The organism is Paenibacillus montaniterrae, assembly GCF_018403185.1.
Taxonomy (GTDB): Bacteria; Bacillota; Bacilli; order Paenibacillales; family Paenibacillaceae; genus Pristimantibacillus; species Pristimantibacillus montaniterrae.
The window spans coordinates 973738-995331 of sequence record NZ_BOSE01000001.1 but is presented as its reverse complement, the minus strand read 5'-3'; the positions used below and the strand labels follow the sequence as shown (position 1 = coordinate 995331).

General features: G+C 46.1%; 21 protein-coding genes and 1 other RNA gene. 21 read left to right on the top strand and 1 reads right to left on the bottom strand.

Translation table 11 applies throughout. The annotated features are described in order from the left end of the window. The 17 genes from ybeY (at position 1) to KJS52_RS04700 (ending at position 16059) form a co-directional block, all read left to right on the top strand. On the top strand, positions 1-498 hold the full coding sequence (gene ybeY, locus KJS52_RS04780; protein WP_213513539.1) for an rRNA maturation RNase YbeY: 498 nt from the start codon (positions 1-3) through the stop codon (positions 496-498). Then, complete coding sequence (locus KJS52_RS04775) at positions 498-857, top strand: diacylglycerol kinase family protein (RefSeq protein WP_213513538.1); 360 nt, start codon at positions 498-500, stop codon at positions 855-857. Before ybeY ends, KJS52_RS04775 begins: the two co-directional genes overlap by 1 nt. Positions 858-876: 19 nt before the next feature. Beyond that, positions 877-1299 (top strand): cytidine deaminase, encoded by a 423-nt coding sequence (locus tag KJS52_RS04770; RefSeq protein ID WP_213513537.1) that lies wholly within the window; start codon positions 877-879, stop codon positions 1297-1299. Beyond that, the gene (era, locus tag KJS52_RS04765; protein ID WP_213513536.1) at positions 1296-2207 is read left to right on the top strand and encodes a GTPase Era; all 912 of its coding nucleotides are present in this window, start codon (positions 1296-1298) and stop codon (positions 2205-2207) included. Before KJS52_RS04770 ends, era begins: the two co-directional genes overlap by 4 nt. A gap of 114 nt (positions 2208-2321) precedes the next feature. Then, complete coding sequence (locus KJS52_RS04760; protein ID WP_213513535.1) at positions 2322-2477, top strand: YqzL family protein; 156 nt, start codon at positions 2322-2324, stop codon at positions 2475-2477. Between the two features lie 46 nt (positions 2478-2523). Then, positions 2524-3267 (top strand): DNA repair protein RecO, encoded by a 744-nt coding sequence (gene recO, locus KJS52_RS04755; RefSeq protein WP_213513534.1) that lies wholly within the window; start codon positions 2524-2526, stop codon positions 3265-3267. Between the two features lie 337 nt (positions 3268-3604). Continuing rightward, entirely contained in the window at positions 3605-4483 is an 879-nt protein-coding gene (glyQ, locus tag KJS52_RS04750; RefSeq protein ID WP_213513533.1) for a glycine--tRNA ligase subunit alpha, read from the top strand. 1 nt (position 4484) lies between these two features. Continuing rightward, a complete protein-coding gene (gene glyS, locus KJS52_RS04745; protein WP_213513532.1) occupies positions 4485-6569 on the top strand; it encodes a glycine--tRNA ligase subunit beta in 2085 nt (694 codons plus the stop codon). Positions 6570-7308: 739 nt separating this feature from the next. Continuing rightward, on the top strand, positions 7309-8124 hold the full coding sequence (locus KJS52_RS04740; protein ID WP_373871335.1) for a pyruvate, water dikinase regulatory protein: 816 nt from the start codon (positions 7309-7311) through the stop codon (positions 8122-8124). Between the two features lie 50 nt (positions 8125-8174). Then, the gene (locus KJS52_RS04735) at positions 8175-8672 is read left to right on the top strand and encodes a YaiI/YqxD family protein (RefSeq protein ID WP_213513530.1); all 498 of its coding nucleotides are present in this window, start codon (positions 8175-8177) and stop codon (positions 8670-8672) included. A gap of 41 nt (positions 8673-8713) precedes the next feature. Then, entirely contained in the window at positions 8714-10555 is a 1842-nt protein-coding gene (dnaG, locus tag KJS52_RS04730) for a DNA primase (RefSeq protein WP_213513529.1), read from the top strand. A 25-nt stretch (positions 10556-10580) separates the two neighbouring features. After that, a complete protein-coding gene (gene rpoD, locus KJS52_RS04725) occupies positions 10581-11711 on the top strand; it encodes an RNA polymerase sigma factor RpoD (protein WP_213513528.1) in 1131 nt (376 codons plus the stop codon). Positions 11712-11819: 108 nt separating this feature from the next. After that, the gene (locus tag KJS52_RS04720) at positions 11820-12662 is read left to right on the top strand and encodes a hypothetical protein (protein ID WP_213513527.1); all 843 of its coding nucleotides are present in this window, start codon (positions 11820-11822) and stop codon (positions 12660-12662) included. Beyond that, positions 12641-13429 (top strand): tRNA (adenine(22)-N(1))-methyltransferase, encoded by a 789-nt coding sequence (locus KJS52_RS04715; RefSeq protein WP_246563125.1) that lies wholly within the window; start codon positions 12641-12643, stop codon positions 13427-13429. The genes KJS52_RS04720 and KJS52_RS04715 overlap by 22 nt, the downstream gene beginning before the upstream one ends. Continuing rightward, the gene (locus KJS52_RS04710; protein WP_213513526.1) at positions 13405-14526 is read left to right on the top strand and encodes a Nif3-like dinuclear metal center hexameric protein; all 1122 of its coding nucleotides are present in this window, start codon (positions 13405-13407) and stop codon (positions 14524-14526) included. The genes KJS52_RS04715 and KJS52_RS04710 overlap by 25 nt, the downstream gene beginning before the upstream one ends. Positions 14527-14609: 83 nt before the next feature. Beyond that, positions 14610-15010, top strand: an RNA gene (gene rnpB / locus KJS52_RS04705) — RNase P RNA component class A. 179 nt (positions 15011-15189) lie between these two features. Further along, on the top strand, positions 15190-16059 hold the full coding sequence (locus KJS52_RS04700) for a YitT family protein (RefSeq protein ID WP_213513525.1): 870 nt from the start codon (positions 15190-15192) through the stop codon (positions 16057-16059). A 105-nt stretch (positions 16060-16164) separates the two neighbouring features. Here the strand turns inward: KJS52_RS04700 and KJS52_RS04695 are convergent, their stop codons facing one another. Continuing rightward, entirely contained in the window at positions 16165-18018 is a 1854-nt protein-coding gene (locus tag KJS52_RS04695; protein WP_213513524.1) for a S8 family peptidase, read from the bottom strand. Positions 18019-18208: 190 nt separating this feature from the next. Here KJS52_RS04695 and KJS52_RS04690 point away from each other — a divergent pair, with 190 nt between their 5' ends. The 4 genes from KJS52_RS04690 to KJS52_RS04675 all read left to right on the top strand — a co-directional run bounded on the left by KJS52_RS04690 (position 18209) and on the right by KJS52_RS04675 (position 21515). Further along, complete coding sequence (locus KJS52_RS04690; RefSeq protein WP_213513523.1) at positions 18209-18709, top strand: DUF3907 family protein; 501 nt, start codon at positions 18209-18211, stop codon at positions 18707-18709. A 52-nt stretch (positions 18710-18761) separates the two neighbouring features. Then, complete coding sequence (locus KJS52_RS04685; protein ID WP_213513522.1) at positions 18762-18974, top strand: DUF1540 domain-containing protein; 213 nt, start codon at positions 18762-18764, stop codon at positions 18972-18974. 3 nt (positions 18975-18977) lie between these two features. Then, complete coding sequence (locus KJS52_RS04680) at positions 18978-19418, top strand: hypothetical protein (protein WP_213513521.1); 441 nt, start codon at positions 18978-18980, stop codon at positions 19416-19418. A 99-nt stretch (positions 19419-19517) separates the two neighbouring features. Continuing rightward, positions 19518-21515: a stalk domain-containing protein gene (locus KJS52_RS04675; RefSeq protein ID WP_213513520.1), complete on the top strand. Its 1998-nt coding sequence runs from the start codon at positions 19518-19520 to the stop codon at positions 21513-21515. Positions 21516-21594 lie beyond the last annotated feature (79 nt).

The following is a 21594-nucleotide window of genomic DNA, read 5'->3' as shown; positions in this document are numbered from 1 at the left end:
ATGAGTCTGGTATTGGATTGGAACAACAATCAAAGCAAATTTGAAATTCCTGAGACATGGATTACGATGCTCAATGAAATTTTGCAGCTTGCCGCGGCGAATGAAGGGCTTACCTCAGGCGAGGTTACGCTAACCTTTACGGATAATGAAGAAATTCATGAGCTGAACAAAACGTATCGCGGTATTGATCGTCCGACTGATGTGCTGTCTTTTGCGATGAATGATGATGGCGTAGATGAGCTTGATATTATTTTCGAGGTGGATAGCGAGGACGAGCTTGATCCAATATCAGGCATGCTTGGTGATATTATTATTTCCGTGGAGCGTGCAGAGGAGCAACGGCTGGAATATGGTCACAGTCTTGAGCGGGAAATCGGATTTTTGTTCGTGCATGGCTTCCTTCATCTGCTAGGCTATGATCATCAGGATGAGCAGTCTGAGGCTGAAATGACAGCAAAGCAGGAGGCTGTGCTTCAGCAGGTAGGTTTAACGCGATAATGCATAAGCTATTAAATAGTTTTAAGCATGCTTTTTCCGGCATCTGGTATGCTGTGCGTACACAACGAAATATGAAGATACATGTAACGGTGGCACTATTAGTAATACTACTAGGTGCCATCGTTTCACTTACTTGGCTGGAATGGTGTTTGGTCATACTGCTAATATGCGCTGTTACAGGCCTGGAACTGGTTAACACAGCGATAGAATCGACAATTGACCGCTTTAGCACCGAGCCGCATCCGTTAGCGAAGGTCGCTAAAGATACGGCTGCAGGAGCTGTGCTGGTCATGTCGATTGGAGCGGCTATAATAGGTATTATAATCTTTGCACCAAAGCTGATTGAATGGTTACGATGAGTGTAGGAGGAATGAGCATATGAGTCAGCAGCTTGAGCAATTGCTGGATGAAGCAAAGGCCGCGATGGACCTTGCGTACGTGCCTTATTCACAATTTCGCGTAGGTGCGGCCTTGCTGCATGAGTCTGGCCACATTTATCGCGGCTGCAATATTGAAAATGCAGCCTATGGTCCGACCAATTGTGCTGAGCGGACAGCGTTGTTTAGCGCAATTGCTGATGGAGCAAAGCCGGGCAGCTTTACGGCAATCGCTGTCATCGGTGAAACAACGGAGCCGATTACACCATGCGGTGTTTGCCGCCAGGTGCTGGTTGAGCTTTGCTCGCCAGATATGAAAGTGATTATGAGCAATTTGAAAGGGGATCGTACAGTGATGACAGTAGCTGAGCTGCTGCCAGGGGCATTTACGCCCTCGTCACTGGCTAAGGAGGAGCATTCATGAATCAACAGGAAGAGCGCAGCAAATTCCGTTCAGGCTTTGTTGCGATAATTGGAAGACCGAACGTTGGCAAGTCGACCTTAATGAATCATTTAATTGGACAAAAAATTGCGATCATGTCGGACAAGCCGCAAACGACGAGAAATAAAATTCATGGCGTATATACCGAGGAAAATATGCAAATTGTTTTTCTCGACACACCGGGCATTCATAAGCCGAATTCTAAGCTGGGCAACTATATGATGAAGTCGGCAGAAAGCGCCTTGAAGGAAGTAGAGGCTATTCTGTTTTTAATCGATGCTTCTGAGGAATTGGGCGGCGGTGATCGTTATATTATCGAGCAGCTTGGCAAAGTAAGCACGCCAGTGTTTTTAGTTATTAATAAAATCGATAAAATTGATCCTGAAGCGTTAATGAACAAAATTGTACAGTATAAGGATTTATATAATTTTGCGGAAATTGTTCCGATTTCGGCAATGAACGGCAACAATATTTCGACGCTGCTGCAGCAAATCGGCAACTATTTGCCAGAGGGGCCGCAATATTATCCAGCCGATCAAGTAACGGATCATCCTGAGCAATTTGTATGCGCCGAGCTGATTCGCGAAAAAATATTGCATCTTACGCGCGAGGAAATCCCGCACTCGATCGCAGTGCAAATCGAGGATATGCGTGTGCAGGATAACGGCGTCGTCTATATCGGAGCGGTCGTATTCGTTGAGCGTGATTCGCAAAAAGGAATTATTATCGGCAAGCGCGGCGCCTTGTTAAAGGAAGTTGGCAAAAATGCGCGCATCGACATTGAAAATCTGCTTGGCTCAAAGGTATTTTTAGAGATATGGGTCAAGGTAAAGAAGGATTGGAGAAATCAGGATCGCGTGCTCAATGATTTGGGCTTTAAGCATGAGTAAACACAAAAGTCAAGCTTGAGAAAGCAGTAATTTTTGCTACGGATATAATTCTTAAGAGTGTTCATCCTATTACCATCTGGAGTTGCATTTCCGAGGCGGAAAGGATGGATACGAATGAAGGATTTTTCGTGGAAATATTTTGCGTTAACCGGGGATGTCGAATCTTATTTACTCTACAAGGAAGTGGAGCGATTTAGAGATTCGATCGATACCGTGGCAGTAGGTCTGGGTGATGATGAAGAAGAGCTGCCCCTGGAGGGAGTAGAATAACCTCTAACTGCTGCTAATCGTCGCAAGTCAAGTTGGGGGAAATGACATGCTTTATCGCGTGGAAGGTATCGTTGTTCGAACAGTTGATTATGGTGAAAATCATAAAATCGTGACACTTATAACGAATAATAGCGGCAAGGCTGGTGTTCTCGTACGGGGTGCGAGAAAGGTTCGCAGCAAGCACGCCTCGCTTGCGCAGCCTTTTACATATGGAGAGTACAGCTATACACGACAGACTGGTTTAGGTACGCTGCAGCATGGTGAATTAATTGCTTCTAATCATTTGCTGCGTTCCGACCTTGATCTTGCCGCACATGCCTCTTATATCGCCGAGCTTATTGATCGCTGCATAGCCGATGAAGAGATAGGGCTGGTTCATTTCGAGCAGCTAAAGGCTTGCTTTGCAGCGCTGATGGAAGGCAAGGACGTAGTTGTGCTCACCGCCATTTTTGAAATGAAAATGCTGATGATGAGCGGCTACAGCCCCATTGTAGAGGAATGCATACATTGCGGCAATCATGTTGGGCCCTTTAAGCTTTCAAGCTACGCAGGCGGAATTGTATGCTCCAGATGCGCAGCACAGGATGCTTCCTTACTTACAGTAAGTGAGACGGCATTGAAGCTGCTGCGCTTATTCAAACGTCTTGATTTGCGTCAAGTCGGCAATATTAATTTATCTCCTGAGACAAAGCAGGAGGTGAGCGGTTTAATCCGCCAATTAATTGACATGCAGCTAGGCATAAAATTTAAAACGCGCAGCTTCTTAGATAATTTAGGCAAATTAGTTTGACATTCTTGTCAGAGTTGAATAAAATATGAGAAGTTCAATAAGTGGCTGTGAAAGAGAATTGTACATGAATTCGCCCAAAAGCGAGCCGGGGATGGTGAAAGCCTGGCGGGGTCTGAGCATGCTGCATGGCGCTCTGGAGCCTATCGAGTGAAAGTGGATTATTCGTATCTGAATAATCAAGTAGGGTGGAACCGCGGGAATATACTCTCGTCCCTACGTCTGGGAACAGGCGTAGGGCGGGAGTTTTTTATTTTGCCTGATAAGCCTGTTCAAATATAAGAGGATGCTCAAAAAGCCAAGCTTTTTAGAAGCGAACTTACAAAGGAGTTGTAGAGGAATGAATTTTCAAGGCATGATTTTAACGCTGCAGCAGTTTTGGGCTGAGCAAAATTGTATTCTCGTGCAGCCGTATGATGTGGAAAAAGGCGCGGGCACGATGAATCCGATGACATTTCTACGTTCAATTGGGCCGGAGCCGTGGAACGTCGCTTATGTAGAGCCGTCCCGTCGTCCAGCCGATGGACGCTATGGCGATAACCCGAATCGTCTATATCAGCATCATCAGTTTCAGGTTATTCTCAAGCCGTCGCCAGACAACATTCAGGAGCTTTATCTGGAAAGCTTGAAGCGCCTGGGCATTGATGCCAAGGATCATGATATTCGCTTTGTTGAGGACAACTGGGAATCTCCAACATTGGGTGCTTGGGGATTAGGCTGGGAGGTATGGCTGGATGGCATGGAAATTACCCAGTTTACTTACTTCCAGCAAGTAGGCGGTATTGATATGCATCCGGTCGCAGTAGAAATTACGTATGGCATGGAGCGTTTGGCTTCCTATATTCAGCAAAAGGAAAATGTATACGAGCTGGAATGGGTAGATGGCGTAACGTACGGAGATGTATTCCATCAGCCGGAGTTCGAGCATTCCAAATATACATTTGAAACTTCTGATTCAGCTATGCTTTTCTCGCTATTCAACATGTACGAGGAAGAAGCAAAGAAAACGATGGAGCAGCATCTAGTATTTCCTGCCTATGACTACGTGTTGAAATGCTCGCATACGTTCAACCTGCTTGACGCGCGCGGCGCAATCAGCGTAACTGAGCGTACAGGCTATATTGCCCGTGTCCGCAATCTGGCTCGTTCCATTGCGACAACCTACCTGGAAGAGCGTGAAAGACTAGGTTTCCCGCTGCTGAAGAAAGGAGAGAAATAAGATGGCAAAAGATCTACTGCTGGAAATTGGTTTGGAAGAAGTGCCGGCTCGTTTTGTGCGCGATGCGATGGAGCAATTGCAGCAAAAATATGAAAAATGGCTGGAAGAGCAGCGCATTTCCTTTGAACGGATTCAGTCCTATGCTACACCTCGCCGTTTAGCAATATTAGTGACTGGTGTTGCGGAAAAACAAGCAGATATTGAAGAGGAAGCAAAGGGGCCTTCTCGCAAAATTGCCCAGGATGAAAACGGCAATTGGAGCAAGGCTGCACTAGGCTTTGCCCGCAGCCAAGGCGTGGAGCCGGAGGCATTGTACTTCAAGGAGCTGGCTGGCGTTGAATATGTGTATGCGAAAAAAAGCAGCATCGGTGTCGAAACATCCAGTTTGCTTGCACAAGGCTTTGTTGATGTGATTCAATCTATGTCTTTCCCGAAAAATATGCGCTGGGGCAGCTATGAAATGCGTTTTGTTCGTCCAATTCGCTGGCTTGTTGCTTTATATGGTCATGATGTCGTGCCATTTGAGCTGGCAGGGGTAGCAAGCGGTCGCATTTCGCGCGGACATCGTTTCCTTGGCTCAGAGACAAGCTTGGCTGCAGCAAGCGACTATGCAGAAAAGCTGCGTGAGCAGTTTGTTATTGTCGATGTCGCGGAGCGGGAAGCCTTAATTGTGAAGCAGATCGAGGAGCTGGCTGCACAAAAAGACTGGAAAATTGCAGTTAAAGAGGATTTGCTTGAGGAAGTTCTATTCCTTGTCGAATATCCAAGCACGTTGTTCGGCACCTTCGAGGAATCGTTCCTGAACATTCCGCAGGAGGTTTTGATTACTTCAATGCGCGAGCATCAGCGCTACTTCCCGGTGCTTGATCAGGAAGGAAAGCTGCTGCCATATTTCGTAACCGTGCGCAACGGGGATCAGCGCTCGCTGGATATCGTAGCAAAGGGTAATGAGAAGGTGCTTCGTGCGCGCTTGTCGGATGCGAAGTTTTTCTATGAAGAAGATCACAAGCTTACGATTGAGGATGCGCTTGCCAAGCTGGAGAACATCGTTTATCACGAGGAGCTGGGCTCTGTTGGCGACAAGGTGCGTCGCGTTACTCGCACAGCATCGCTTATTTCCTCGAAGCTTGCAGTTGGGCAAAGCGTTCAGGATAAGGTGGAGCGTGCAGCAGCCATTTGCAAATTCGACCTCGTATCACAAATGGTTTACGAGTTCCCGGAGCTACAAGGCATTATGGGTGAGGATTATGCTTCGCGTCTTGGTGAGGATGCCGAAGTGGCAAAAGCGATTAACGAGCATTATCAGCCGCGCTTTGCCGGTGATGCAGTGCCTTCGCAGTTGGTCGGTGCAATCGTCAGTCTTGCGGACAAAATCGATACAATTGTAGGCTGTTTCTCAATTGGCATCGTGCCAACTGGCTCGCAGGATCCGTATGCACTTCGCCGTCAAGCGGCAGGCATAGTACAAATATTGCTGGCGCATAATTTGCCAATGTCCTTGACCGAGCTGTTTGAGCTATGCTTGACGGTCCATGCAGAGCGCGGTACGAAACGCAGCTCGCAGGAAATCAGCAAAGATTTGCAAGATTTCTTTGCGCTTCGCGTTAAAAACTGGCTAGGCGAGCACGGAGCCAAATATGATGTTATCGATGCTGTTATGGAAGCAGGCTTTACTGATTTGCAATTGACCAAGAAGCGTGCGGAACTGCTGGCAGCGCAATTGCAGGATGTCAATAAAGCTAGCTTCAAGAGCAATGTAGAAGCGTTCAACCGCGTCTGCAATCTAGCAGCGAAAGCAGAAAGCAAGCAAGTAAATCCTGAACTGTTCCAAGAGGAAACAGAGCGTAATCTGTATAACACTTGGGCCGCTATTCATAGCAGCTTTGTCGAAGCGATGGCAGCACGCGATGTAGAGAGCGCATATGAGAAATTGGCAAGCCTGCGCGAACCAATTGTCGCTTACTTCGATTCTGTAATGGTTATGGCAGAGGACGAGGCAGTGAAGCAAAACCGTCTCGCTACACTTGCGGTAATTGCTGATGATGTATCAGCAATAGCAGATCTATCAAAATTAGTCTGGGCTTAGAGGTAGTTTAAAAAGCTGGACTTTGATGACGATGTTGCTTCTATGTAGCTTAGTCGACGGCGAATCTTGAACGCTAGCGAAAACTGCGGTGCTCACGTAGCTCTGCTCTACGCTGCGCTCCTCGTTTTCTACTAGCGTCCAAGCTTCTTGGTCCTGAAAGCCCAGCTTTTTAAACTCGATTGGAAGGGGTTGTTTAAAAAGCTGGACTTTGATGACGATGTTGCTTCTATGTAGCTTAGTCGACGGCGAATCTTGAACGCTAGCGAAAATTCCGGTGCTCACGTAGGTCTATCTACGCTGCGCTCCTCATTTTCTACTAGCGTCCAAGCTTGTTGGTCCTGAAAGCCCAGCTTTTTAAACTCGATTGGAAGGGGTGGTTTAAAAAGCTGGACTTTGATGGCGATGCTTAGCATTGTAGCATAGTCGACGTCGAATATGTCACGCTACCGAAAGCTGCGGTGCTCACGTAGCTTGTGCCGCAGCTAGCGCTCCTCGCTTTCTACTATCGCCCAAGCTTCTTGGTCCTGGCTGCAAAGAGGAGCAATGCATCCGGAAAACGAAGAGGGTCGCCTTTAACATCGTAATGCAACCTTAAAAAATTTAAATAAGAGCATTACGATTTAAAAAGCGACTGGAGGAATGCTTTGCTCCGGAGCGCTGATTTAAAAAGCGACTGTAGGATGCATTGCTCCGGAGCGTTGAGTCAGCGTTAAAAATTTTTTAATAGATGGGAGCTTTAATGATGAGTAGAGAGTCGGATGTTATTGTGTATGTTGTGTCGGACGCAGCAGGGGATACAGGGGAATATGTGGTTCGGGCGGCGTTGGCTCAGTTTCACCCTATTCATACGGATATTCGCAGGGCGCCTTTCGTCACTAGCAAAACTGTGCTTGAAGGAATTGCGATGAAGGTGAAGCAGCTTGATGCGATCGTGATGTATACGCTTGTTATTCCCGAGCTGCGTGAGCATATGCGTCTGCTCGCAGAGCAGTATGACATTCAGGCGATTGATCTACTGGGCTCTCTGATTGAAATGCTGGAGCTTCGCACGGGCAGAAAATCGCGTCAAGAGCCTGGCTTGAATCACGTGCTTGACGCTGATTATTTCAAAAAGGTGGAGGCGGTCGAGTTTGCCGTGCGCTATGATGATGCGCGTGACCCATCCGGTGTTAAAAAGGCCGACATTGTGCTCGTCGGCGTATCGCGAACATCGAAAACTCCGCTTTCCATGTACTTGGCTCACCAAAAGTTTAAAGTGGCCAATGTGCCGCTCGTGCCTGAAATCAAGCCGCCGGAGGAGCTGTTTCAGGTGCCGCGCTCCAAAATTATCGGCTTGACGATTAACGTCAATTATTTAAATATTATTCGCAAGGAGCGCTTAAAGGCGCTTGGCTTGCCGGATACGGCTTCCTATGCGACAACGGATCGTATTGAACTCGAGCTGGACTATGCTGAAACGATTATGAAGAAATTGCAGTGTACAGTAATTGATGTGTCCCATCGTGCAGTTGAGGAAACGGCAAGCCTCATTATGGAAAAAGTGAAGCAAGCATAATAAATAAAGGATTTTTCGCCAGCGTAGCGTATATAATATTTAGTATCCAAATGACAAGCCAGCCTACAAGCTGCCAAAGAGAGGTGTTTGAGTTGAAAATTATTGTGGATGGTGATGCATGTCCGGTTAAAAGCGAAATTATCGCGACGGCCCGCATCTTTTCGACTCCAGTTTGCATGGTCGCTTCATTTGATCATCGCTTGCCTCAGGTGGAAGGCGTTGAAACGGTTCAGGTGGATCGCAGCAGCCAATCGGCGGATATGTTTATCGCCAACAAGGTGAAGGCTGGCGATCTGGTCATTACTCAGGATTTTGGGCTTGCTTGTCTCGCTATTGCCAAGCATGCCTATACGCTTTCTTTTCGCGGCGAAACCTATACCGACGACAATATTGATTACTTGCTGGAGCGGCGTGCCGAATTTGCCAAAAGGCGGCGGCAAGGCGCCCGAACTAAAGGGCCGCGGCCGTTAACTGACGATGACCGCAAAAGATTTCAACAAAACTTGACAAAACTTTTGCAAGAAAAGCAGGAGAAACGTGAAGTTTAGCGAATAATATTATTGTGCTACAATTTTGAAGGTGATGTAAAATGGCTGGAGAGTTAATACCAGATGAAGTAATTGATGCAGTCCGGAATCACCATGACATCGTAGAAGTAGTCGGTAAATATGTACACCTGACTAAGCAAGGGAAATACATGAAGGGGTTATGCCCTTTTCATTCTGAAAAGACTCCTTCATTCACGGTTACTCCCGAACTTCAGATTTTTTATTGCTATGGCTGTGGTAAAGGTGGTAACGTTATTCGATTCGTCGAAGAAATGGAGGGATATACATTTCCGGAAGCTGTTCGAACGCTTGCGGAGGATGCTGGAATTCCAGTCACCTGGTCTTCTAACGTAGGTGGTCACTCTCATGATCAAGACAATGTTCGCAATAAAATCATAGAGGCACATGAGCTCGCTGTAAAGTTCTATCATTATATATTGAACAATACACGACAAGGTGATGAAGCAAAGCGCTATTTGATTGAGCGAGGATTGACGGATAAGCTGATTGATCAGTTTATGATCGGTTATGCGCCCGGTGATTGGGATGTGTTGACTCGATTTCTAATGAATCGAGAATTTGACCCGAAGCTGTTAGAGAAGGGTGGCTTAATTTCTGCCAAAAATGAAGCTGAGGGCTATTTTGACCGTTTCCGAAATCGAATTATGTTTCCGATTTGGGACAAAAATGGCAAGGCTATCGCATTTGGTGGCAGAATAATCGGCGAGGGACAGCCGAAATATTTAAATTCTCCAGAGACGATGCTGTTTACAAAAAGCAAAATGCTCTATAATTTGAATTTTGCTAGACCGGCAATTAAAAAAGCGAAGCAAATTGTACTCTTCGAAGGCTATATGGATGTCATAAAGGCATGGTCAGCAGATGTTCAAAATGGAGTTGCAACTTTAGGGACAGCATTGACGGAGGAGCATTGCATGCTGCTTAAGCGTCATGGCGATGAAATTATTATTTGCTATGACGGAGACAGCGCAGGCCAAGCCGCAGCTTACAAAGCAATTCCTATGCTGGAGCGGGTAGGATTAAAGGTGCTTGTAGCTCTTCTTCCTAAAGGAATGGACCCTGATGAATATATTAAGAGCCATGGCACGGATGCGTTTCGGTATGAAGTGATCGAACAAGCCGTATCTATAACAAAATTCAAGCTTATATATTCACGAAAAAACCATATACTGTCAAGAGAAGAAGATCGGAATCAATATATCGTCGAAGCGGTAAAAATTGTGGCAGAGCTTGATTCATCGACAGAAAGAGAAATTCATCTAAAGGAATTGGCAAAGGAATTCGATATTTCTTTAGATGCTTTAAAGCAGGACTGCCATGAATTTCGACTGCAGCAACAAAATTTAAAGGACCAAAGGGATAATAACCAATTTTCGTGGAATAATGGTAGGAATGAAAAACGGAAAACCGAGAGAAGCTCGACCGTGCTTCCTGCATATGTTAATGCAGAACGCCGTTTGCTCAATGTGATGATGAGAAATAGAGATGTCGCATTGGCAGTTCACGAACAATTAGGTGATGCCTTTAATATTCCGAATCATGAAGCGATTGCTGCATATTTGTATGCATACTACGCTTCGGGCTATGATGCTGATGCTGCGCGTTTCATTTCCACCTTGGAGGATGAAGCTTTGGAGCGGACGGCAACAGAGCTGCTTATGATGGACGGAGGGTTTCCTTTTGACGAGGATATAATGAATGCTTGGATTCAAGACATTCAAAAGGTTCCTAGGCTGCGTGAAATCGAGAAAAAGAAAGAGCAGATGATGCGTGCCGAACGTGCTGGGGACGCAATCTTGGCAGCGCAATTAGGTATTGAGATTATTTCCCTAGAACGTGAACTGAAAAATTCTCTTCGGTAAAGTCTAGGGAGGAGGGAGTCGCAAAATGGCGAATGATCAGCATACTGAATTAGATACTGAGCAAAAGTTGGATCTTGCGAAGGATCAATTGATTGAGCAAGGGAAGAAGAGAGCTTCTCTTACTTATAAGGAAATTATGGAGAAGCTGTCTCCATTTGATCAAGATCCTGAACAAATCGATGAGTTTTTCGAGCAGCTTGATGACCTGGGCATTGAGGTACTGAACGAAAGCGACGATGACCATCCACTTTCGCCTACAGGAGATGATCAGGAGCGGGATGGGGATGATTTTAATTTTGATGACGATTTGGCATTACCTCCAGGCATCAAAATTAATGATCCTGTTCGTATGTATTTGAAAGAAATCGGGCGTGTTCCTTTGTTATCCTCTGAGGATGAAATTGAACTGGCTATTCGTATAGAAAATGGCGACGAGGAAGCGAAAAAACGGCTTGCCGAGGCGAACCTGCGTCTCGTTGTAAGCATCGCCAAGCGTTATGTGGGGCGCGGCATGCTGTTTCTCGATCTTATTCAAGAAGGCAATATGGGTTTGCTGAAGGCTGTTGAGAAGTTCGATTATCAAAAAGGCTTCAAGTTTAGTACGTATGCGACTTGGTGGATTCGTCAAGCGATTACGCGCGCAATTGCCGATCAAGCGCGTACGATTCGTATCCCGGTTCATATGGTTGAAACGATCAACAAGCTGATTCGTGTATCTCGTCAGCTGCTTCAAGAGCTTGGACGTGAACCGACGCCAGAGGAAATTGCTGCAGAGATGGAGCTAAGCACAGAAAAGGTTCGCGAGATTATGAAAATTGCACAAGAGCCGGTATCCTTGGAAACGCCAATCGGTGAAGAGGATGATTCGCATCTTGGTGATTTTATCGAGGATCAAGAAGCGCTTGCGCCTGCAGACGCTGCGGCATACGAGCTGTTGAAGGAGCAATTGGAGGATGTGCTGGATACACTGACAGAGCGTGAAGAAAACGTGCTGCGCTTGCGTTTTGGCTTAGATGATGGCCGTACGCGTACCCTTGAGGAAGTTGGCAAGGTGTTCGGTGTTACTCGCGAGCGTATTCGTCAAATCGAAGCGAAGGCATTAAGAAAGCTTCGTCATCCGAGCAGAAGCAAACGACTTAAAGATTTCCTTGAATAGTTAGTACGAATCGATGACCTTTCTGCATTGCAGTAAGGTCATTTTTTCAATAAGCTTGCGTGATCATTCTTACTTGCATGAACATTCTTAATAGAAAGGAATAGGTCTATGAAAGCAGAGCGTAGAACGATCATCGTTCGCGAAATTGAGCACTGGAGAAGATCCAAGCTGCTGCCTGATCATTATTGCGATTTTCTGCTAAATTTATATGCCGATCCAGTTCTAGCACCTAAGTCCGAAGAGGAGCAGCCCAAGCATCTTGTTGGCAAAGCAATTATGGCTGTTTCCAAAGCAACAGGCAAACAATGGTTTTATACGATTGGTCTTTTTACGTTAATTTCATTTATTGTGCTTTATTTTAGCGTTTTTCATCCCGCATTGCAAATTTCCATCATATTGCTTGGCACATTTGCCTTGCTCTGGTTTGGAGAAAAAATTCGCAAGCAGCATGCTCCATTTGGTTTTTTAGCAATTTTCCTCGGGCACTTATTGCTGCTGTGCGGCGGATTATATTTGATTTCCCAGCATCAGCTCAGCGATTGGTATTGGACCTTTGCATTAATAGCAGTCTGTTCCTTGTTCTGGATCGTTTATGGCATGAAGAGCCATTTGAGCATGCTGCATATTTGCGGCTGGCTTGCTTTTTTGCTCGCTTACGCGATGCTGCTGCATGAGCTGACGAGCGGCCAGCAATGGTATGAGATTCAGCTGTACTGGATTCCGCTGTCGATCCTGTTCTTTTGGATTAGCTGGTTTATTCATCGCTGGTTCAAGCCGTCATCTGCCGTACTGTTTGTAATTGGCATCGCGACATGGTTTATGCCGGAAATTTTCCAGCTCGTATTTATTGGCGAAATGGGCTACTTGCAGCTCCAGCTTATTAGCAAAGTTATCATAGGCAGCTTATTATTATTTGTATTGAGAAAACAATGGATGGTGTGGGTAATATAATGATTCAGCTTTCAAAACGGCTTCAAACCGTAGCAGACTACATAACAACTGGACATCGACTGGCCGATATTGGCTCGGATCACGCGCTGCTGCCCGTATACGCTGTACAAAGCGGCAAGGTGCCGCTCGCGGTTGCGGGAGAGCTGAACAAAGGGCCCTGGCAGGCAGCCTGTCAGCAGGTCACTAATGCCGGGCTGTCAGCAAGCATCGACGTTCGCCGCGGCAATGGGCTTGAAGTCATCGAAGCTTTAGAAGCAGATACGATAACGATTTGTGGAATGGGTGGCGCTTTAATCTGTGCGATATTAGAGGCTGGCCATCAGCAGGGCAAGCTAGAAGGAGTAAAGGAACTTATCCTGCAGCCTAATATTGGCGAGGATGCCGTTAGGATTTGGCTGCTGGAGCATGACTGGCTGCTCCAGGATGAGTCAATCGTTGAAGAGGATGGAAAAATATACGAGGTGCTGCATGCTGTAAGCAGCAAGCAAGCAAAGCAGCAAAACGATAAGCTATACAAGGGAGAGGGGCTGCCTTTTGCAGAGCCGATTAATCGCGCGATTTTGCTGCGAATGGGCCCTTATTTATTACAGAAGAAAGATCCTGAGCTTAAGCGCAAATGGCTGGCTGAGCTGGAGAAGCTGGACTATATTGCAGCTTCTTTAACGCAATCCGAGCAGGAGAGCGCCAGGTTCAAGCTCGCATCCGTCAAGCAGGATCAAAAGCTGATCAAGGAGGTACTGGAATGGCTATACACGGTCAAACTTTAATTCAATATATGGAGCAGCTCGCGCCAAAATATTTCGCGGTTGAGCATGATCGCATCGGCCTGCAGCTAGGAACGCTGAACAAGCAAGTGAAGCGAGTGCTCGTGACGCTCGATGTTACGGATGAGGTTGTGCAGGAGGCAATCGAGCAGCAGATCGATCTTATTATTGCCCATCATGCAATCATCTTTCGTCCGCTTGGCAGCATTGACACGTCAACACCAGCCGGCAGACTTTATGAGCAGCTGATCAAGCATGATATCGCAGTTTATATTTCCCACACTAATCTTGATGTTGCAGTTGGCGGCGTAAATGATTTGCTGGCTGATTTGGCAGGCATGGAGAAGGAGGGACGCAAGCTGCTGGAAACGGTCTATGTTGATCAACTAAGCAAGCTGGTCGTCTATGTCCCGCAATCGGCTATAGCAGCTGTCGAGCAGGCCGCGTGGCGCGCAGGAGCCGGACATATTGGCAATTACAGTCATTGCAGCTTTCAGAGCAGCGGCACAGGCACCTTTATGGCCGAGGATGGAACGAATCCGTATGTAGGCGAGCAACACAAGCTGCATCGCGAGCCTGAGATCCGCTTTGAATGCATTGTTCCTGCCAGCTTGCAGCGCAAGGTAGTAAGCAGCGTTATAAAGGCTCATCCTTATGAGGAGGTTGCCTATGATTTGCTGCCTTTGCAGCAGCAGGGTCAAGCGTACGGCCTTGGAAGAGTGGGCAGGCTGCTTGAGCCAACTACGCTGGGCGAGCTGGCAGAAAGGCTCAAGCGGACTTACAGCGTGCCAGCGCTGCGCGTTGTCGGCAAGCTGGAGCAAAAGATTAGCAAAATTGCAGTATTGGGCGGCATGGGCGCGAAATATGTGCGTTCAGCCAAATTTGCCGGAGCGGACGTCATTATCACGGGCGACATAGATTTCCATACGGCACAGGATGCGCTGGCAGACGGCATATCGATTATCGACCCTGGCCATCATATCGAAAAGGTTATGATTCAAGGTGTTCAGGCTTGGCTGACGGAAAAATGCAAGGCTGAGCGCGTCGAGGTTGAGATTATCGCCTCTCAGGTGCATACTGAGCCGTTTACCTTTTTGTAAGGAATGAGCGGCAATTTACGCATTTTCCAGAAAAGAGGTATTGAGTTCTTGTAAAAAACTCGGTATACTGTAATTTGCATTGGAAAGTTTGACAGACAATCGCTGGCAGCCATGATGCTGCGAGAGGAAAGTCCGGGCTCCACAAGGCAGGATGCTGGATAACGTCCAGTCGGCGCGAGCTGAAGGATAGTGCCACAGAAATGGACCGCCGATGGCTGATTGATCAGCACAGGCAAGGGTGGAACCGTGGTGTAAGAGACCACGAGGAGCGTAGGTGACTACGTTCCTGGTAAACCCCATCTGGAGCAAAACCGAGAGAACACGGCAGCTTATGCTGCAACCTTAGCCTGAGGTGTGTTCGGGTGAGTTGCTTGAGCTATGTAGCAATATATAGCCTAGATAGATGATTGTCGCTCATCGTGGGAGGGTCGTTCCCGTTATAACCACTAAGAGTACAGAACCCGGCTTATGGCAAGCTTTCCGCACGAGCAATGGCAATACAATGAGAGCCCACGTTAGCGCTTCTACTAGATGCGCTAACGTGGGCTCTTTTTTTATTCCTGAAAATTGGAATTGACTTTTGACAAACAGATGTCTAAAATTTTTTTTATGTTAAATCATGTATGATTTTAGGCAAAACAAATTTATGAAATGAGGTTTTATATGAAGACAGAGCATAAGAAACCGGAAGTATGGTCGATAATTTTACAAGGACTTCTCGTTATTGCAGGCGCATTTATTACGGCCTATGGACTTGAAGCTGTATTAATTCCAAACAACGTTTCTGACGGTGGCGTGACGGGGCTAAGCATCGTAGGCTCACAGCTATTTGGACTGCCATTAGGGCTATTAATCCCGATTCTCAATATACCGTTCGTATATTTAGGATATAAGCAAATCGGAAAAAGCTTTGCCATTTATTCCGTGCTGGGCATTGCTTCCCTGGCGATCAGCACATTTTTCATGCATCATATGAAGCCGATTGTTGAAGGCGATACGCTGCTGGTTACAGTAGTTGGAGGTATTATAATCGGGTTTGGAATGGGTCTTGCTCTGCGCAACGGAGGCGCGCTGGACGGAATTGATATGTTGGCCGTGCTGCTTTCACGCAAGCTGCCGTTCGGTACAAGCGACCTGATCTTATTCCTGAACATTTTTGTCTTTATCGTCGTTTCAAGCGTATTCGGCTTGAAAGGCGCTATTCTATCAGGGATCGCCTACTTTATCGCTTCAAAAGTGATACATATCGTTGAGGAAGGCTTGAGCGGAGCTAAAACGTTCAAAATTATTACGAAGCATCCTGAAGTGATGGTGGAAGCGATTCGTGACCGACTTGGCCGCGGTGCGACGTACAACACCGTGCAAGGCGGCTATACGAACGAGTTTTTCAAAGAAATTACTTGCGTCATCAACCGTTTGGAAGAACGGAAAATGAAAGAGATTATACGTGAAATTGATCCTGATGCATTTATTGCGGTATACGAAGCGGCAGAGGTAAAAGGCGGTAACTTTAAGAAGCACGATATTCACTAAGGAGCAACCGTACAAAGAAGAAGAGGGCTTATTCAGATCGTCAGTTGTCACTAATAATCTGAATAAGCCCTTTTTAATGCCGCAAAAGCTATATATCGCTTTGCTTTACTGCTGCTGCTTTACTAACTGGTCCAGCTTGTTTTTTACAGTTTGCGGGTAGGTTTGCAGCGTGCCTGCATAGCTTGCTGCTGTAGCCAATGCTTTCTGTACATTGATTTCCCCATAGCCAAAATATTGATCGTAGCCAGGGTCGCCAAGATCTGTTGCCGTTTGACGCATAATGTCCATTACCTGCTCATTCGTCAATGTTGGATTAACCGAGCGGATCAAGCCTGCCAAAGCAGCGACATGCGGAGAGGCCATAGAGGTGCCTGACAATGCCGCATACTGCCCGCCGATATAGGTGCTTGCTATCGAGTCGCCAGGCGCTACTACGTCAACGTAGTCGCCGTAATTAGAGAACGAAGCGCGTTGCTGGCTGCTGGTCGTTGCTCCAACTGCAAATACTTCCGGGTACGCAGCCGGGTAGCCAGGGCGATTGGTATTGTCATTGCCAGTAGCTGCGATCAGCACAACATCTCGATCATAGGCGTATTTAATCGCTTCATGCAAAAAGTCAGCAGAAGCATAGTTGCCCAGACTCATATTAATAACTTTAGCGCCATTATCAGTCGCCCAAATAATGCCTTGCGCTACACTGTAGGTTGAACCTGCGCCAGAGCTGTTCAAAACTTTAACCGGCAGCAAGGAGTTAAACCAGGAAAGTCCAGCGACACCCTCATAGTTATTGACAGAAGCGCCGATAATGCCGGCTACATGCGTGCCGTGGCCAAGATCATCACTGGCATTGTTAGAGCTGTCATTGACGTTAAAGCCTGTCATGAGACGATTTTGCAAGTCTGGATGATTTAATTGCACGCCTGAATCGAGAATGGCAATAATAACATCCTCACTGCCCTTGCTTATATTCCAGCCTGTTTCAGCTTGAATATTTTTCATATTCCATTGATATCGCAAATATAAAGAATCATTAGGAATGATCTCTGCTGCTGCTTCCTCATTAGTTAAATAGATGTAATGGGGCTCAATAAAGGAGATTGGCCAGTTTTTGCGGAAATAAGCGATCAATTCCTCTGTAGAAAGCGAGCCGGAAATAAAAATATACGTGCTGTCCATTTTCTTTACACTAGTGCAGTCAATTTGCTTTTTAAGCTGCTTCATTTGACTATCGTTCAGCTTCTCGCTGAATTGGACAACGACTTCATTTTCATAGTAATGGCTGGCATTGCCGTTGTCTTCACCCGTTTGGACAGTCGTATCGACGGTTGAATTTGGCTTGACCGATTCAATATTCATTGTTCCTTCGCTTGGATAAGGTATTAATCGCAAATTTTTACGCTGATGCTGCTCGACTTGCGAAATAATTGAAGCCTTTACGACAGCTGTCACCTTGACATCATCGAAAACATGACTCAGAATGCGATATCTGTGATTATCATCGCCATAATACAGCTCTGAGCTGTAGCGGTCACCCGGCACATAATGCTTTTCTGCTTCCTTCATATAGAGCTTTGAATCCTCTGTTTTGGAGCTGGGGAACGAACCGCGCTGAATTTTCGCTTTGTCATGCTCCCATTTCATATACACATAATGGGGATGCTCCGCTTGAAGCTGTTTAATAAAATCATTTGCTTGCTTGGCATCATTGTAGGAAGCCAGTTTTTCTAAATCTGTTTCAATTTCACCAAGCACGAGCAGCTCGCTATTGCTCATATCCTTTTGCAAAATGCTTAGCTTTTGCTCTTCCTCCAAATTTGCGCTTAGCTGATCATGAATGGAGGTTTGAGGAAGCTTGGCGATTTCAGGAGTTTGATCCTGTTTGTTGTTGGATTGATACAATTGCAGCACTAAAAAGATAGCTGCTGCAGCTACAATTGGGATGAGCCATTTTTTTCTCATATTCCATCATCACTCCTAAAAGCTGTTGTTTTCTCCTAAACAATTTCGTTAGCATTAGCTACAATTACTGTTTCGTAAAACCATCCAAAATATACAGTTTGCAGGGCGAAACAGTACCGTTTTGCAATTATTTATGTTACGATAGAAATGAATAGTTTTTGGTTTGGAAAATGAAAGGGGATCTACCAACATGCCATCGACTAATGTGAAGTCGCTAAGTGAATCTACACGTGAAAAGCTAAAAGAAGCGATTGACATTTTGGAGCAATTTTTGAACGCGCAATCTTTGGAACAGCTTGTTAGTGAGGAGAAAAAGGAAGAAGAGGAGCAATTTTACAAAGGCTTTTTGTCTGACCTTCGTCATTTGCTTGTTTTCTCTGAGGTTTCTTATGAAAAGCTCGGCGTATTATTAAGACGACCTAATTTTGATATTGATTTTGCTGAACGCGCACTTTATGAAGTTTATCATAATTGTGTCAATGCATTTTTCTATCCGAAGAATGAATGCTACTCTGAAGATGGACGTTACGCTTATACTGGACAAGATGCGATCCGCTTCCGTTACAAGCCGAAGCGCGAGGCGAGAAACATCATTATGAACATAACGAAGTACTATGAAGAGCTTCGTGATGAGCTGTCATATTATGAAAGCGACTATATGACGCAGCGTCGCATGATGGGAAAAAAATAACGGAATAGATCACCTCGTCATCAGGGGAAACTGTTGATGGAGGTGATTTTTTATGCCAGAAGGCGTAGCTTGTACTGTGTCGAACTGTCAATACTGGGCAGAAAACAACCAATGCGCAGCAGCAAAAATTTTAATTGAAATTGATGCGCATGCCAATAAGCATTATAATTCGGAATTTTCGTCTGACCTTGATCAACAGCACAAAGATGTTGCTAAAAAATCTGCAGAAACCTGCTGCCTAACCTTTATTCCCAAGGAGGAATAGACAATGGGCAAAGGCAACCGTTTTTCGCGAGGCAATAAGAAGTACAGGCAAACGCCTGTCATGAGACACAAGCAGCTTCCTCGTGATGATGCAGCAGTGCTGCAGCATGAGCCGCTGCCTCCACTAGAGCATGGCGGCGTTAATACGGAAATGGGTGCAGATCTTACCTATGAAGAGCTGCATGCCAATCAAAGCAATCGCTTGACCGATTTCGCTGAAAATCAAGAGGGAAGGCGGGCAGCAGTAAGCTGGTATGCCGGCATGCTGGCACTTGTCGTCTCGATTTTCGCCTTGTTTGTTTGGCCATTTTGGACTGGCTTGTCAGGATTAATTTTGTCGGGCTATGCATACAACCAGGGAACGCGTGCCATTGCATGGGTTTCAGCCACACTATCGGTGGTGGCGATTGTAATGTCCATTATTGAATATTTTTACAGATTATAGCGATAAAATCCCGTCTTTCAGCAATGGAGGACGGGATTTTATTTTGTCTATTCAGCATGGCAAATTTATACTATAATGTCTCCATGAAAGGATGATACGATGAATAGCTTACAGTCAAAAACATTCAAGGTGGCACTCATTATGTTTCTGGTCATCGCATTAATGCCTGGCCTGACCGTACAGGCTGCGACTACTCATCATTGGAAGCATTACACCAATGGGGTCGAGCTTATGAAGCAAGGAAAGTATAAGCAAGCGATTGTTCAGCTGCAGGAAGCAGTCAAGCAAACAAGCAACGCCAGCTATTTGCGCAAGCTGGCCGAAGCCTATGAGAAGGATGGACAATTTCAACGCGCTGCAGACACCTACTATGCAGAGGCCAAAATCCATTATGAGCTTGGCTTGAAGAGTGGGGACATGAATACTTATTTTGCTGTACTGGCGATGGCCGATGCGCTCAACACTGAAATTGAGCTTTATATCGAGGATCAAACGCCAATTCAGCAAAATACAAGCACACTTGGCAAGTTCGAGCCTGCTAACGGGATGTATATCGGCGCATTTGTAGAAAAGGACAGTGGCGTCGAGAACAAAAAAGGAGAAAAATTTGCCGCATTCAATGAGTTGACCGGCAAGCAGCACGCGGTATATTTTAACTATCATCGCTATGGAGCAAGCTTCCCCAATGTTTGGGCTTCTCAGGTTAAAGCTGCAGGCGGCGCGATCCATCTTGCAGTTCAGCCGGAAGGCGGCTTGTCTGAGGTAAAGGATGATGCAACGCTTCGCAAATTTGCCCGCGATGCTCAAGCTGCAGGAGTGCCGATCTTTCTTCGCTTCGCGTCCGAGATGAACGGAAGCTGGGTAACCTGGCATGGCGATCCGAAGCTTTATATTGAAAAATTCCGTCTGGTGGCAAAGGTAATGAAGGAAGAAGCGCCTAATGTCGCGATGGTGTGGTCGCCGGCGGCAAATCCGAAGCGAAATATACATGATTATTATCCGGGAGATGAATACGTCGATTGGGTAGGGCTTAGCATCTACAGCGTCAAATATTTTAATGGCGATGTAAAAAGCCCGGCAGATCAGGTCAATCCGCTGGACTCGCTGGATTATGTTTATGAGGCATATGCCGACAAAAAGCCGATCATGGTCAGCGAGTACGGGGCAACGCATTTCAGCAAGGCAGGCAATACATCAACGGTCAACTTTGCGATTACGAAAATGAATATGATGTATCATGGGGCCAAATTAAAGTATCCAAGGTTAAAAGGAATTAACTGGTTCAGTCTTAATACGTTAACGGATTCGCACAGCGCAGAACGGAGCTTGAACAACTTCAGCTTAACAGAAAACAGCTCCGTGCTGAATGCCTACAAGGCGATGATTAAAGACCCTTATTACTTGAGCAGCGTACCGCAGCTTTCTGCGGGCAGGGCGGCTGCCAAGCAAAGTGTTGTAGCGCTCGCTGATCAAGCTGTGCGCGGCAAGCAATCGAAAATCATTGCCTGGGTGAAAACATATGATCCCTACATTAGCAAGGTAGTATTCGCTATTGATGGCAAGCAGGTAGCTGAAAAAACACAGTACCCGTATCAGTTCACCGTAGATGCCGGCAACTATGCAATCGGCAATCATAAGCTTACAGTCACCGTTTATGACTCCAAAGGACGCGTTGCATCAAGCAAGCAGTCAACCTTAAAAATTGGCGCCGATATTAAGCCGCTGGAAAAAGGGCAGCTTATGATGCACATCAACGAAAAATACGTTTATACAGCGAACGGTAAAATCGAGCTGGCTGTTGCTCCGTTTACGAAGCAAGGACGCACCTTGGTGCCGCTTCGCTTTATAAGCAATGAGCTGGGAGCCGATGTAAAATGGAATAGCGCCAACAAATCGATTACGATTACAGGTGCATCGAAGATCGTATTAACAGAAGGCAGCCGGACGGTTACAGTAAATGGCGTCAAAAGCGAGTTGGACGTAGCGCCCGTTACGGTGCAGGGCAACACCTTTGTACCGCTGCGTTTCGTTAATGACAAGCTTGGCGGGCAAGTGAGCTATGATGCTTCCGCAGGCAGCATAACCATTACAAAATAAATGCAGCAAGCTTAATAAGAAGCAACTTAAACGAATAGTCAGGGCTATGCAGAACAGTCAGATTGATGATCAGGGCTTG